The sequence below is a fragment of the Kitasatospora sp. NPDC052868 genome, assembly GCF_044547105.1.
Classification (GTDB): Bacteria; Actinomycetota; Actinomycetes; order Streptomycetales; family Streptomycetaceae; genus Kitasatospora.
The window spans coordinates 414,273-428,580 of sequence record NZ_JBITZW010000002.1 but is presented as its reverse complement, the minus strand read 5'-3'; the positions used below and the strand labels follow the sequence as shown (position 1 = coordinate 428,580).

Annotated in this window: 12 protein-coding genes; 6 read left to right on the top strand and 6 right to left on the bottom strand. The window is 74.6% G+C overall.

What is annotated here, in order from left to right; genetic code table 11:
- Positions 1–71: 71 nt before the first annotated feature.
- The 5 genes from fahA to ACIGZJ_RS05525 form a co-directional block, all read right to left on the bottom strand.
- A complete protein-coding gene (gene fahA / locus ACIGZJ_RS05545) occupies positions 72–1,292 on the bottom strand; it encodes a fumarylacetoacetase (RefSeq protein WP_396456060.1) in 1,221 nt (406 codons plus the stop codon).
- Positions 1,289–2,146, bottom strand: coding sequence for a hypothetical protein (locus ACIGZJ_RS05540; RefSeq protein ID WP_396456059.1), 858 nt, complete (start codon positions 2,144–2,146; stop codon positions 1,289–1,291). The genes fahA and ACIGZJ_RS05540 overlap by 4 nt, the downstream gene beginning before the upstream one ends.
- Positions 2,143–3,342: a homogentisate 1,2-dioxygenase gene (locus ACIGZJ_RS05535; RefSeq protein ID WP_396456058.1), complete on the bottom strand. Its 1,200-nt coding sequence runs from the start codon at positions 3,340–3,342 to the stop codon at positions 2,143–2,145. Before ACIGZJ_RS05535 ends, ACIGZJ_RS05540 begins: the two co-directional genes overlap by 4 nt.
- A 77-nt stretch (positions 3,343–3,419) precedes the next feature.
- On the bottom strand, positions 3,420–4,634 hold the full coding sequence (hppD, locus tag ACIGZJ_RS05530; protein ID WP_392931894.1) for a 4-hydroxyphenylpyruvate dioxygenase: 1,215 nt from the start codon (positions 4,632–4,634) through the stop codon (positions 3,420–3,422).
- A gap of 298 nt (positions 4,635–4,932) precedes the next feature.
- A complete protein-coding gene (locus tag ACIGZJ_RS05525; RefSeq protein WP_396456057.1) occupies positions 4,933–6,327 on the bottom strand; it encodes a phosphoribosyltransferase family protein in 1,395 nt (464 codons plus the stop codon).
- Between the two features lie 245 nt (positions 6,328–6,572).
- Here ACIGZJ_RS05525 and ACIGZJ_RS05520 point away from each other — a divergent pair, with 245 nt between their 5' ends.
- The 6 genes from ACIGZJ_RS05520 to ACIGZJ_RS05495 all read left to right on the top strand — a co-directional run bounded on the left by ACIGZJ_RS05520 (position 6,573) and on the right by ACIGZJ_RS05495 (position 11,643).
- Complete coding sequence (locus ACIGZJ_RS05520; RefSeq protein ID WP_396456056.1) at positions 6,573–7,769, top strand: sedoheptulose 7-phosphate cyclase; 1,197 nt, start codon at positions 6,573–6,575, stop codon at positions 7,767–7,769.
- A 408-nt stretch (positions 7,770–8,177) separates the two neighbouring features.
- Entirely contained in the window at positions 8,178–9,254 is a 1,077-nt protein-coding gene (locus ACIGZJ_RS05515) for a hypothetical protein (RefSeq protein ID WP_396456055.1), read from the top strand.
- A 171-nt stretch (positions 9,255–9,425) separates the two neighbouring features.
- Entirely contained in the window at positions 9,426–9,863 is a 438-nt protein-coding gene (locus tag ACIGZJ_RS05510) for a hypothetical protein (protein ID WP_396456054.1), read from the top strand.
- Positions 9,860–10,270, top strand: coding sequence for a hypothetical protein (locus ACIGZJ_RS05505; RefSeq protein ID WP_396456053.1), 411 nt, complete (start codon positions 9,860–9,862; stop codon positions 10,268–10,270). Before ACIGZJ_RS05510 ends, ACIGZJ_RS05505 begins: the two co-directional genes overlap by 4 nt.
- 182 nt (positions 10,271–10,452) lie before the next feature.
- The gene (locus tag ACIGZJ_RS05500; protein WP_396456052.1) at positions 10,453–11,238 is read left to right on the top strand and encodes a cupin domain-containing protein; all 786 of its coding nucleotides are present in this window, start codon (positions 10,453–10,455) and stop codon (positions 11,236–11,238) included.
- Positions 11,239–11,439: 201 nt separating this feature from the next.
- Positions 11,440–11,643 (top strand): hypothetical protein, encoded by a 204-nt coding sequence (locus ACIGZJ_RS05495; RefSeq protein WP_396456051.1) that lies wholly within the window; start codon positions 11,440–11,442, stop codon positions 11,641–11,643.
- Positions 11,644–11,729: 86 nt separating this feature from the next.
- Here ACIGZJ_RS05495 and ACIGZJ_RS05490 read toward each other — a convergent pair whose 3' ends face one another.
- Complete coding sequence (locus tag ACIGZJ_RS05490; protein ID WP_396456050.1) at positions 11,730–13,970, bottom strand: ATP-binding protein; 2,241 nt, start codon at positions 13,968–13,970, stop codon at positions 11,730–11,732.
- Between the last annotated feature and the right edge of the window lie 338 nt (positions 13,971–14,308).

Here is a 14,308-nt window from a genome sequence, read left to right as displayed (position 1 = left end):
GCGCCGTTCTCCGGCGCCGCCCTTCGGTGGCCAAAGCGGCCGGCGTGGTCCGAGCGGTCGGACCTGACGGCCTACGGTGTCACGCGGCCGACGACCTCGCCGAAGCCGACGAGGCTGCCGTCGGGGCCCGGGGCGGTGGCGGTGATGGTGACCTCGTCGCCGTCCTCCAGGAAGGTGCGGGTGGTGCCGTCGGGCAGCTTGAGCGGCTCCTCGCCGTTCCAGGTGAGCTCGATCAGCGCGCCCCTGGTCTCGCGCTCGGGGCCGCTGACGGTGCCGGAGGCGAACAGGTCGCCGGTGCGCAGCGACGCGCCGTTGGCCGTCATGTGGGCGAGCTGCTGCGCGGCCGTCCAGTACATCGAGGCGAACGGCGGGCGGGAGATCGTGTGCCCGTTCAGGCCGACCTCCAGCGCGAGGTCCAGGCCCCAGGGTTCGCCGCCCCGGTCGTCCAGGTAGGGGAGCGGTTCGACGTCCCGGGCGGGCGGGCTGACCCGGGCGTGCTCCAGGGCGTCCAGCGGGACGATCCACGGTGAGAGCGAGGTCGCGAAGGACTTGCCGAGGAACGGGCCGAGCGGCACGTACTCCCAGGCCTGGATGTCGCGTGCGGACCAGTCGTTGACCAGGCAGACGCCGAACACGTGCGTGCGGAAGTCGTCCAGGGTGACGGGCGTGCCGAGCGCGGAGGGGGCGCCGACCACGAAGCCGACCTCGGCCTCGATGTCCAGCCGGCGGGTCGGGCCGAAGGACGGCACGGCCTCGGCGGGCGCCTTGCGCTGCCCCTGCGGCCGGATGACGGGGGCGCCGGAGACGACGACCGTCCCGGCCCGGCCGTGGTAACCGATCGGCAGGTGCTTCCAGTTGGGGGTGAGCGGATCCACGCCGGGGCGGAAGATCCGGCCCAGGTTGGTGGCGTGGTGCTCGGAGGAGTAGAAGTCGACGTAGTCGGCCACCTCGAACGGCAGGTGCAGCTCCACCTCGGTCAGCGGCACCAGCAGCGGCGAGACGGCGTCCCGGTACGACTCGTCGGTGAGCCACCGGGTGAGCTCCGTGCGGACCTCGGTCCACACCGGACGGCCCGCGCCGAGCAGCGGGTTGAGGGTCTCGGCGTCCAGCAGGACGGACGGCGACCCGGCGGCGCGGGCGGCGGCCCCGGCGTCGAGGACGAAGTCGCCGATGCGCACGCCGATGCGCCGCCGGCCCGGCCGGTCGGCTGCGGTGAAGACGCCGTACGGCAGGTTGTGCACGCCGAACGGCGAGTCCTGCGCGGTGGCGAGCCAGCTGCGGGGGGTGGTCAACGGTCCTCCTGGGACGGGGGCTGGTGCGGTGAACTGGGGGGCAGCAGGCCGAGTCCGGCCAGGTCGTCCAGCGGCTCGGCGATGCTGCAGGTGCCGAACGCGGTGAACGAGTTCCTGATCACCGTAACCTGATGCCCGGTCAGTTCGCCGACGGCCTTGGCGAGGACCTCGCCGGAGCGCTCCGCGAGCACCTCGGCGGCGGCCGACCGGTCGGTGGCGAGCGCGGCCAGCAGGACGTTCAGGAAGCCGTGGTGCTCGAAGCCGGTGACCGGGTCGGTGTGCCGGACGGCGTTGTGCAGGCCGGCGGTGCACTTGTACGGCAGGCCGCGTTGGGCGCAGCCGGTGAGGAAGGCGGCCAGCTCCTGCTCGTCCGGGAAGGCGCCCGCGACCAGCCCGCCGGTACGGAACTTCGCCCGGTAGGGGCTGTCGACGAGGACGTCCAGCACCTCGTCCAGCCCGTCGCCGCGCAGGAGTTCGCGTGGCAGCTCGACGGCGGCCGGAACGTCCGGCGGTAGCAGCAGGTCGAGTGCGGTGACGGCCTCGCGGGCGTCGCGGGTGGCCAGTTCGACGCCGGCGATCTCGAACGGCGCGGCGGCCGCCAGCGCCGGGCCGAGCTCCGCGCTGCCCCCCGGCAGCACGAGCCCGACCCGGAGAACCGGGTCGGCCGCCCCGGCTGCTCCGGCCAACTCGCCCAGTCGGCCGGCCCCGCAGAGGAGCGGGCCGACCGCCTCGGCGTACCAGGCGGAGCGGTGCGCGCGGTGGGCGGGCACCGCTTCGGCGACCGGCAGGTTCCCCGGTGGGAACACCGCCGCGTCGTCGAAGAGGCCCTGGAAGAGCGCGGGGATGCGGCTCATCGCTTCGGCCCCCGGCCCGCCCAGGTCCACGCGTAGTTGCCGTCCTCGCTGGCCCGGCCGCCCTCGCCCAGCTCCAGCGGACGGAAGGTGTCCACCATCACGGCGAGCTCGTCGAAGAACTCGGCGCCGATGCTGCGCTCGTACGCGCCCGGCTGCGGGCCGTGGGTGTGGCCGCCGGGGTGCAGCGAGATCGAACCCTGGGCGATGCCCGAGCCCTTGCGGGCCGCGTAGTCGCCGCCGCAGTAGAACATGACCTCGTCGCTGTCCACGTTGGAGTGGTAGTAGGGCACCGGGATCGACAGCGGGTGGTAGTCCACCTTGCGCGGCACGAAGTTGCAGATGACGAACCCGTTGCCCTCGAACACCTGGTGGGCCGGCGGCGGCTGGTGGATCCGGCCGGTGATCGGCTCGTAGTCGCCGATGTTGAAGACGTACGGGTACAGGCAGCCGTCCCAGCCGACCACGTCGAACGGGTGGTGCGGCACGGTGTAGCGGGTGCCCGCGACGCCGTTCGGGCCGCGGTGCTTGACCAGGACGTCGACGTCCTCGCCGTCGACCAGCAGCGGACCGGACGGGCCGCGCAGGTCCCGCTCGCAGTACGGCGCGTGCTCCAGCAGCTGCCCGTACTTGGAGAGGAAGCGCTTCACCGGGGTGATGTGGCTGTTCGCCTCGATGCAGTAGGCGCGCAGCGGCTCGTCGCCGGAGGGCACCCAGCGGTGCGTGGTGGCCCGGGGGATGAGCACGTAGTCGCCCTGGCCGACCTCCAGCGTGCCGAACACCGTCTCGACGGTGCCCGAGCCGGACTCCACGTACACGCACTCGTCGCCGAGCCCGTTGCGGTACAGCTCGCTCGGGGCCCCGGCGGCGACGTACGAGATCCGCACGTCGCCGTTGCCGAGGACCAGCCGGCGGCCGCCGACCACGTCCGTGGCCTTCCACTCCTGGCCCGCGAACAGCTCGTGCAGCTTCAGGTGGCGGGGCAGCAGGGGATGGTTGGGCACCGTGGACTGGTCCGGGAGCTCCCACGGCACCGCGTCCACGACGGCCGAGGGGATGCCCCGGTGGTAGAGCAGCGAGGAGTCCGAGGAGAACCCCTCCTCACCCATCAACTCCTCGTAGTACAGACCGCCTTCGGGTGTGCGGTGCTGCGTGTGCCGCTTGGGCGGGATGCTGCCCAGCTGCCGGTAGTGCGCCATCGTCCTGCTCCTCCTGGGCCGTTCGCCGACTGACCCGTCTGGTCCGCCGCCGGGTGCGCTCCGATCAGGGGTGTCGATCAGAGGTTGCCGCGACGGTCCTGCTCGCGCTCCAGGGATTCGAAGAGCGCCTTGAAGTTGCCCTTCCCGAAGCCGAGCGAGCCATGCCGCTCGATGAACTCGAAGAACACGGTCGGGCGGTCGCCCTGCGGCTTGGTGAAGATCTGCAGCAGGTAGCCGTCCTCGTCGCGGTCGACCAGGATGCCGCGCTTCTTCAGCTCCTCGACGTCGACGCGGACCTTGCCGATCCGGGCGCGCAGCTCCGGGTCGTCGTAGTACGAGTCGGGGGTGGAGAGGAACTCCACGCCGTTGGCGCGCAGGATGTCGACGGTGCTGAGGATGTCGTTGGTGGCGAGCGCCAGGTGCTGGCAGCCGGGGCCGCCGTAGAACTCCAGGTACTCGTCGATCTGCGACTTCTTCTTGGCGACGGCCGGCTCGTTGAGCGGGAACTTCACCCGGTGGTTGCCGCTGGCGACGACCTTGGACATCAGCGCGGAGTACTCGGTGGCGATGTCGTCGCCGACGAACTCGGCCATGTTCACGAAGCCCATGACGCGGTTGTAGAACCCGACCCACTCGTCCATCCGGCCGAGCTCGACGTTGCCGACCGCGTGGTCCAGCGCCTGGAACAGCCGCTTCGGCTGCCCGGCCGGGCGGGTCACCCGGGTCTGGGCGGCCACGAAGCCCGGCAGGTAGGGGCCGTGGTAGCGGGAGCGGTCGACCAGGGTGTGCCGGGTCTCGCCGTAGGTGGCGATGGCCGCGCGGCGCACGGTGCCGTGCTCGTCGGAGACGTCGTTCGGCTCCTCCAGCACGATGGCGCCCTGGGCGCGGGCGTGCGCGATGCACTTGTCGACGTCCGGCACCTCGAGCGCCAGGTCGACCACGCCGTCGCCGTGCCGGCGGTGGTGGTCCAGCAGCGGGCTCTCCGGGGAGACGCCGCCCTTGATCACGAAGCGGCAGGAGCCGGACCGCAGCACGAAGGCCTTGCGGTCGCGCCGGCCGGTCTCCGGACCGGAGTAGGCGACCAGCTCCATGCCGAACACGGCCTGGTAGAAGTGGGCCGTCTGGGTGGCGTTGCCCACGACGAACACGATCGCGTCCTGTGCGATGACAGGGAACGGGTCCGTGGCGGGGTCGTGCTCGACGAGGCCGACGAGGCGGCGCAGCTGTTCGGCGTCGAGACCGGCCTCGCGTTCCTCGGGGGTCAGCTCAAGGGCGTGGGTCTGCGGGGTCATCGGTCGTTCCTCCACATTGAGGCCTCGGCATTGAGGCATCCGCTTGAGGCGGCCGCGCCGCAGGGGTGGGCGGTGCGGCTGAGCGGAGAGCTTGCTCCTGTCGGGGTGGTTGGGCAACAGGTCGGGATTTCACTGTTCAATGTGTACAAGGTGATCAGAAAATCCCCGGGTCGGCTGAACAAATTGTGCTGCCGGATCGGGTGGTTCCGCTGGTCGGTACGGCGGACGCTCCGGGTGGCCGGGCGCGGGTCCGAGGTCGGGTCCGGGCTCGGGTCCGGGTCCGGTGGGTGCGTGGGCTTCACGGGTACCGCAGATGCGACAGGAACCAGTCGCGGGCGAGTTCGGCGACCCGGTCCAGGGTGCCCGGCTCCTCGAACAGGTGCCCCGCGTGCGGCACCACCGCGAGTTCACTCTCGCAGCGCAGCCGGGACCGCGCCTGCCGGTTCAGGTCGATCACGGTGGTGTCCCGGCCGCCGACGATCAGCAGGGTCGGCGCGGTGACCTCGGCCAGCCGCTCGGCCCCGGCGAGGTCGGGGCGCCCGCCCCGGGAGACCACGGCGGCCACGCCGTCGCCCAGCCGGGCGGCCGCCCAGAGTGCGGCGGCGGCGCCGGTGCTGGCGCCGAAGAGGCCGAGGGGGAGACCGGGCGGGAGGTCGGGAGGCGGGCCGACGGGGTCGCCTCGGTCGGTGGGCTGGTCGGTGGGCCGGTCGGTGGACCGGTCGGCTCGTCGGCCGGAGAGCAGTTCCGTGACGGCGGTCAGGCGGGAGCCCAGCAGCTCCACGTCGAACACCTTGCGCCGGTCCGGCTCCTCGGCCTCGGTGAGCAGGTCGAACAGCAGGGTCGCCAGGCCGGACCGGTTGAGCCGGGTGGCCACGTGGCGGTTGCGCGGGCTGTGGCGGCTGCTGCCGCTGCCGTGCGCGAACACCACGAGCCCGGACGCGTCGGCCGGGACGGTCAGCCGGCCCGCCAGCCGGACCCCGCCGACGGGCAGGTCCAGCTCGCGGTCGACGGGTATTGCCACGAGTCCCGCGCCGGCCGTGTCCTCGCCGCGCGCCTCGGCGAGGATCCGCAGGACCTCGTCGTCGCCGGTCTGCGAGAAGTCGGCGTAGAACTCGCCGATCGCGTAGAACGGCGAGGGGGTGAGCACGCAGACCAGCTCGTCGGCGACCTCGGCGAGCCGGTCGGTCCAGTCGGGCGGCGCCACCGGCACGGCCAGGACCACCCGGGCCGCCCCCCGGGCCCGGACGATCCGGCAGGCCGCCCGGGCGGTGGAACCGGTGGCGATGCCGTCGTCGACCACGACCACCGTGCACCCGCGCAGGTCGGCGCGCGGCCGGTCGCCCCGGTAGCGGCGGGCCCGGCGGTCGAGCTCGGCGCGCTCCTGCTCCTCGACGCGGGCCAGCTGGTCGGCGGTGACGCCGGCGATGCGCAGGACGTGGTCGTTGAGCACCCGGACGCCGTCCTCGCCGATCGCCCCCATGCCCAGCTCGGGCTGGTACGGCACGCCGAGTTTGCGGATCACGCAGATGTCGAGCGGGGCGCCGAGCGCGGCGGCCACCTCGGCGGCCACCGGGACGCCGCCGCGCGGCAGGGCGACGACCACGGTGCCGGCGCCGCGCAGGTGCTCCAGGCGGGCGGCCAGTCGGCGGCCCGCGTCGGTACGGTCGGTGAACCCGGTCCCGGTGACATGCATGGCACGGCCTCCGGGTTCCACCGTACGTCGGCCGGGTGGCGGGGGGGGCGGGTCCCCGCTTCGGGATCCCGGGGCGACGCCTCGGACGCGGCGCGGGATGCCGTCCGGGACGCGGTCCGGGACGCGGGTGAGACCCGGTGCCCGTGTGCCCGGGACGGCGGGCACCGGAGGGTGGGACCTGCCGGCCGGGTGCCCCACCCGGTGCCGGAAGGTCCGCGCCCGCCCCGACACCCCGAGGAGCACCCGTGTCCGTTCCCCAGCGCCACCACCGCCCCGCCGCCCACGGCCTGCCCGCCACGGGGGCTCCGCGCACCGGCCGGGCCGTCGCCACCGTGCCCCCCGCCCGCCACCGGGTGCGCTTCACCCCCGACCTGCTGGATCCGGCCGACCCCGCGCTGGCCCGCGCCGGAGGACCGCCCGGGCCCCGCCTGGTGGTCGTCGAAGCCCGCGTGTACGAGCTCTACGGCCGCCGGATCCACGCCTACCTGGCCGGCCGCGGCATCGACTACGAGGTCCTGGTCCTGCTCGCCCACGAGCAACTGAAGACCATGGACCCGGTGTTCCGGGTCGCCGACCGGATGGAGTACGTCGGCGTCTCCCGCCGCGGCGACCCGGTCATCGCGATCGGCGGCGGCGCCCTGACCGACATCGTCGGCCTCGCCTGCAGCCTCTACCGGCGCGCCACCCCGTTCGTCCGGGTGCCCACCACGCTGATCGGACTGGTCGACGCGGGCGTCGGGGCGATGGCCGGCGCCGCCGACCGCGGCCGCCGCGGGAACCGGCTCGGCCCCTACCGCCCGGCCGCCGAGACGCTGCTCGACCCGGCGTTCCTCGCCACCCTCGACCGGCGGCACATCGGCAACGGGCTCGCCGAGATCCTCAAGGTCGCGCTGATCAAGGACCGGCGGCTCTTCGAAATGCTGGAACGCCACGGCCCGGACCTGCTCGACGGGCGGTTCCAGGACCGGTGCGCGGGTGCCGAGGTCCTCACCCGGGCGGTGCAGGGGACGCTCCGGGAACTCCGGCCCGACCTCGGGGAGCACCGGCCGCAGCGCCTGACGGACTACGGGCACTCGTTCAGCCCGACGGTCGAGAAGCGCGCCCTGCCCGAACTGCTGCACGGTGAGGCCGTCTGCGTCGACATGGCGCTCACCACCGTGCTCGCCCGGCGGCGCGGACTGCTCGACGCGGGGCAGAGCGAGCGCATCCTCCGGCTGATGCGGCGGCTCGAACTCCCGGTCTGGCACCCGCTGATGGAGCCGCTCACGCTCGGCGAGGCGCTGGCCGACACCGCCCGCCACCACGAGGGCCGGCGGCTTCCGCTGCCTTCGGGGCTCGGGCGGGGGGCTTTCGTCGGTGATCTGACGATCGGTGAGTTTACGGACGCCGCCGATGAGTTGAGGAAGTGGGCGGCCGATGAGCGGGCGGGGATTCGTGCGTAGCCCGGTCGGGTTCGCGGACGTGCCTGTGTTGAGCCGCCGTGTCCGACCTCCCGGCCGGCGGCCGCGACCCTTGGCTTCCGGCGCCGTCACCGGGGCGGGGGCCGACAGCTGACGGACGGCGGATGGCAGCTGACGAATAGCAGCTGACAGATGACAGCTGACAGATGATGAAACCCGTCATCGCGACACCGGCGCGCCATCCTCCTCCCCCTCCCCGTGCCCCGGCGCCGATCGGTGCCGGGGCACGCGGCCGCCTGCCCGGCCGCCTGCCCGGCCCCCCGTCCCACTCCGACCCCCGTCCTCCCGCCGGACCCAGGCACCGCACGGGTGGACTCGGGAACCGCGGCTCAGGTGCCCGGGGCGTCGGGCCGCCCATCGTGGGTGGTCGGAAGCGGGAGGAGGACCGCCATGACCCCCAGTGCCGGATTCGAACGGCGCATCCAGGCCGGAGCCTCGTACCTCAGTCTGCTGGTGCGCAGCGGCGAATCCTGCTGGCAGGAACTCGCCGACCACCTCGCCGGGTTCCACGCCGACCGGTTCGTCATCGCCACCGACGGTGCCGCGCCCGCCGCCTACCTCGCCCACGTCCGCACACTCGCGACCGCCCAGGCACCCACCACCGTGCAGGACTGGCGGCAGCCGACCGGGCCCACGGACGGCCGGACGGTCGTGATCGCCCTCGGCGGCGAACAGGTCGGCGGCATCGCCGCCCAGGTCCGGTTGCCGACCACCCTCGCCGCCGCCTGCGGTCCCGCCCTGTCGATGCGCCGCCCCGCCCCGGGACACCCCGAACCCGTGCTGGTCTGGGTCCGCAGCGACCTCCTGGCCGACCGGCCCGCACCGGAGACCCGCGCCGGGATGGTCACCGTGATCCGGCACGTGCTGGCCGTCTGCCCGGCCCTGTACGACTCCGTCGCCAACGCGCTGCGCCCCGACGCCCGTTACTCCGATCGCGCGCTCTGCGCCTTCCTTGCCGTCTGCGCGGACGCCCGGGCCACCCTGGTCTGCTTCGACCCGTACGAGACCGGCCCCGCGCTGGCCCTGCGCTACGGCCGGAGCCTCGGCGACGCCGTCCGGCGCGTCTGCGGCGGCGGGGACACACCCGACGGCCTCGCGCTCGCCCCCGGCGACGCCGACGGACTCGGACTGCTGCTGGCGGCCCGGATCGCGGTGCGGCTCGGACTGTTGGACAGCGCCGACGCCCGGGCCCACTGCGAGCTGCTGGCCCGCAACGGCAGCGCGACCGCGCTCCCGGCCGAGTGGGACACCGCCCTGGTGGACGCCCTGCACACGGCCGCCGAGCCCGGCCTGCTGCTGCTCGGCGGCCTCGGCCGCCCGCGCTGCGCCGACGGCCGGCTGCTGACCCCGGTGGCCGACCCGGTACTTCGAGCCGCCGCCGCGGACGGTCCGGCCCGGGCGTCCGTCGCCCGCAGCACCTTCCCCGCACCGCGGTCTGTGCCCGTGTCCGTGCCCGTGACGGTCTGAGCGCCGTCCGGGCGGTGGCCGGGCGGTGGCCGGGATCAGGACGGGACCCGGTCCCCGTGTGGCCGGGACGGCAGGCGCCGCACCGTGGACTCGGAAGCGGACCCCGACGGGCCGCAGACCAGTACAAACCGAGCAACCCGAGCAGCAGCCGAAGCAGAAGGAGCCCCCGTCATGACCGGGACCGTCATCACCGACCTCCGCCGACGCGGCGCCGTCGACCCCGGCCGAGTGCTCACCGGACCGCTGCGCGCGGTCGGTCTGCAGTGGCTCGACCCGGGCCGCAGTACCGAAGTCGCCTCCGACGGCATCGAGCACGCCCTGTACATCACCGCCGGCTCGGGCACGGCCTCCGTGCCCGACCCCGACGCCGACCCTGACGCCGCAGAACCGGGCGACCCCGCCGGCCAGGAGGAGTCCGCCGACGGCATCCCGCTGCTGGAGGGCACCGCCCTGACGCTGCCGCTCGGCACCCGCACCGTCCTGACCGCCGGGACGGCCGGGTTGGAGTACTTCCACGCCATCCTCGCCGTCCGCTCGACCCCGCAGAACCGTCCGGCGGCGCAGCACCCCTCGACCCCGCAGACTCCGGAAGAAGGCGATTCACGATGATCGTCACCACCGACTCCGGCTCGGCCGCCGTCATCATCGGCCCGCACGGGGAGCGCGTCCGCGTCCGCTGCCTCGCGCGGCGGTCCATGGTCGCCAGCGCCTGCGAGTCCTTCGACCAGCTGCGGCTCAGCCCCGGCGCCCACCATGTCCTGCCGGGGCGCGACGACGCCGAGAGCGTGGTCTACGTCCTGCGCGGAGCCGTGCTGGCCGGCGAGGTGGCCGACGAGCCGGAGTACCTGGCCTCCGAAGGCGACCTCCTGCTGGCCCGGCGCGGCCACCCGCTCCAACTGGAGGCCGGCCCGCTGGGCGCCGAGCTGCTCTGCCTCACGCTCACCGCCGCGCGGCGGGCCGCAGGGACCATGGACGCCCTGGCCCGGCGCCGCGCCGAGCGGCGGACCCGCCCGTGAACCCACTGCCCGTGAACCCGCCGGCCCGGGCGCCCCGACCGGGGGCGCCCGGGCCCGGCGGGTCCGCGGCCGTTCCGGCTGCCCGCGAACGGCCGCAGTGCTCCGCCAAGCCCCCCCGACGCCTCCGGCCCCGACGTCTACGACCCCCCCGATTCCTCAGACGCTCCAGGAAGCGTGACGTGATGATCCTCGTACCCGCCGCCGTGCCCGGCACGGCACCCGCGTTCCGCCGGCTGATCGACCCGGACCTCCTGCCGTCCGCGCACGGCGGACTGATCGTCGAGACCCTGCCACCCGGCGTGCGGATCGAACAACACCCCTCCCGGGTAGCCGAGTCGGTGACCGTCGTGCTCTCCGGGCGGATCCGCTCGGCCGGGCGGATCCTCGGTCCCGGTGAAGGCCTCTACCACCCGCCGGGCAGTGCCGGCGGTCTCACCGCACTGCCCGGCGCACCGGCCGCCATCCTCACCGTCCGGCCGAGACCCGGCACCGGGTCGCCGCTACGGACGCCGACGCCCTGGCCGCCGTCCCCGGCGAGGCGGCCGGAAGCGCCCCGGCCGTACGCCGTCCCGCTGGCGCCGCCCCCCGGTGGCGGCGCCGCCGAGGGAGCCGCCGTCCCCGGTTCGGCCGGAACGGGCGTGCACTGGCTGGCCAGTGCCGAGACGGTGGGCGCCCGACGGATCACCGTCGCGGCCTCCGCCTTCGCCGCGGGCGGCAGCCACGGCCTGCACCGGCACGCGGGTGCGGACGAGTTCTTCCTGCTCGTCTCGGGCGGTGGCCGGCACCTCACCGCAACGGGCGGACTCCACCTCTCCCGTGGGGACTTGGTCTACCTCCCGGCGGGCGAGTGGCACGGCTTCCGGACCGACCGGGCCGGTCCGGCCACCGCCCTGCACGGCTACCTGGGCGCCCCGAGCCTGGAACGGGCCGGCTACCAGCTGCGCGCCGCCCTCCCCGAGGCCGCCTGATGAGCACCGCGAGCCGCCGGGCCCCCGCCGCCCGGCACCGTGACCGCCACCGGCTCCGGCACACCACCCGGCCACGGCCGTCGCGCCCGCGTTTGGGACCGGAACGGGACGGCGGGCCCATGCGCCCGGGGCGGACCCCCGCGCAGAGTGAAGGAAGAACAGCCGATCGGTTCGACACTCGGAAGATCTGGAGTGATTTCCATGACAACCAGTACAACGACCAAGGTAGTTCGGATGGCCTCGCTGGTCGTCGGCGCCGCCACAGCGGGCCTCGCACTCAGGAGCGCGATCACCGGCGCCATCAGGTCGGCCTGTGCCGACGGTTCCCCGGGCACCGGCCTGGTGGCACCGCCCGGTGCGGACGAACCGAGAAAGTGCGACACCGGCGAGAAGAACTGCCACTGATGCCCGATCCCCTCACCAGGCCTGCCCCCGACACCACCCCGGTGCCGGGGGCAGGCCATGGGACGGTGCGGGACCGGCCGAGGCCGTCACTCCCGGGCGGGGTGCGACGGGTAGCGGGGCAGTACGGCGAGCACCCGGGTGCCGTGCTCCAGCGGCCCGACGGTGCAGCGGCCGCCGATCTCCGCAGCCCGGTCCGACATCGAGCGCAGCCCGACCCCGCTGCCCGCCTCCGCCCCGGCCGCGACCGCCCCGCCGCCGAGGGCAGCGTCGACCCCCTCGACCACCTGGCCCCCCTCGACCGCCTCGCCCGCAGTACCCGCCTCGCCCGCAGTACCCGCACCGCCCGCACCGCCCGCCTCCGCCGGGTCGCCCGCCGACAGCCCGCGGTACCCGATCCCGTCGTCCTGGACGACGAGGGTCAGCGTCTCGCGCTGCACCTGCACCCGGACCTGGGCGGAGTGGGCCCGGGCATGGCGCAGCACGTTGTTGAGGGCCTCGGCGGTGATCCGGTACACGGCCACCTCGACGGCGGCCGGCAGCTCCGGCAGCGGATCGGGGGACAGCTCCGCCGTGACGGTCAGCCCCGCGCCGTTGAAGGTGGAGCTGAGCTGCTGGATCGCCCGGGCCAGCCCGAGTTCGCCGAGCGGCGCGGGCCCCAGCCGGTCGGTGATCCGCCGGACCTCCTTGATGGCCATCGCGAGGTCGCCCGAGATGCCGCGCAGCGTGCCCGAGAGCGGGGCCTGCGCGGCCAGCGCGGCACCGGCGTTGTCGACCCGCAGCCGCAGTCCGGCCAGGGCGGGCCCGAGGCCGTCGTGGATGTCCCGGCGCAGCCAGCGCCGCTCCTCCTCGCGCGCCGCGACGATCTGCTCCCGGCTCGCCTGGAGGTCCTCCTGCAGCCGGAGCGAGGCGACGGCGGGCGAGGCCTGGTCGGCCAGCGAGCGCAGGATGTCCATGTCGCTGCTGTCCAGCCGCTCCTCGCCGGCGCGCAGGCCGACGGTCAACTCGCCGATCACCGTGCCGTGGTGGACCAGCGCGAAGTCCTGGCGCGGGCCGTCCAGGTGCCCGACCGCGGCCAGCGGGCGCTGTCCGGCCCGGGTGCTGACGGTCAGGGCGACGCCCGGCAGCCGCAGCTCCTGCGCCACCGTGTCGCACAGCGCGGCCGGCAGCCGCTGCGGGTCGACGACCTGCCGGACCCGTTCGGCCAGCCTGCGCAGCACCTGGTAGGGCTGGGCGCGTTCGCCGTAGTACAGCCGGTCGACCAGCCCGACGGCCCACCGGGCGGCCCGGGGGAGCCCCGAGCCCAGGGTGAAGACCAGCGCGATCAGGAGCAGCGCCGCACCCCGGCCGGGCACCAGCCAGCTGGACAGTACGGTGGCGAACACGACGAACAGCGTGGTCAGCCCGGTGGCGAGGAGCAGCCCGCTGAGGATCCGGCGGGCCGCCCGGTCGAGTCGCCAGCCGCCGTCCTTGATGACCAGGTAGGCGATCGCGACGGCCCAGACCGCCCCGGCCGCGGCGAACAGCCCGTAGGCGAGCCAGTAGTCGTCGGCCGGGGCGCGGGTGTAGTAGTCCTGCATCCCGGCCCACAGCAGGTAGGCGCCGAGCATCAGGCCGATGCGCGGGCGGGCCTTCGGTGCGGCGCGCAGCATCCGGGTCAGCAGGACGGCCGCCGCGATGCCGACCAGGACGTAGAACACCTGGTCGTCGTGGCCGCCGAGCCGGTCGTAGGCCGCCATCAGGAACCGGGCGGGCGGGGTGTCCGCCAGCGGGTTGGGGCGGCCGAAGAGCTCGCTCTCGCCCAGGTAGGAGAGGTAGATCGGCACCTCCCACAGGGCGACCGCGCCGATGTACCACCACCACCGCCGGTCGGTCAGCCGCCCCGACGGGAGCCAGAGCGGCAGCACGAAGAACAGCGTCTCGCGGACGGTGTCGCAGACCGCCTTGAGCACGGTGGCCGCACCCACGATGCCCGGATCGGTGACCTCGACCCAGACCGGCGCGGCCGCCGCCTTGGGCAGGATCGCCGCGAGGGCGTAGGCCAGCATGACCCAGCCGAGCGGGCTCCCGGGCCGGTGTGCGTGCAGCAGCATGCCCGCCCCGGCGGTCGGCAGGGCGTAGGCCAGGACGGCCAGTTGGTCGCGGGGCTGGGCCACCCCGGGGTCGCCCAGGTGGGCGAGGACGTAGCAGGTCCACAGGGTGGCGAGGGCCAGGCACAGGGACATGACGGCGGCCGCCGCGCTGAGCTGGAGCCGGGCGCGGCGGTCGGGGTCGTCGGAGCGCCGGTGGTGGGCGGGCGTCCGGGGACGGGGGTAGGTCACCGTGGTCATGGCACCGCCTCGAAACGGGCTGGGGATGTGGTCCACCGACGGCCGTTCGCCGGGCACTGTTACCAGTGTGGGCGGCCCGCGGTCCCGGGCGCATGGGGCAGCGGTCTCGAAGTCCGGTCCCGCACCCCCGACGACCGGCCGGACGCCCGGAAGCCGGGCCCGGACCGACCACTCGACCGGGCACCCGGTCGAATGGCCGATCGAGTGCCCGATCGAGCGCCCGCAGGGCCGCTCCCCGGCCGATCGGGCACCGGAGCACATCACGTTAAGTCACGATGCCATCGCTGGTAGTGTCGGCCGGGTGGATGAAGAGCAGCGCGTTGGACAACCGGACGAGC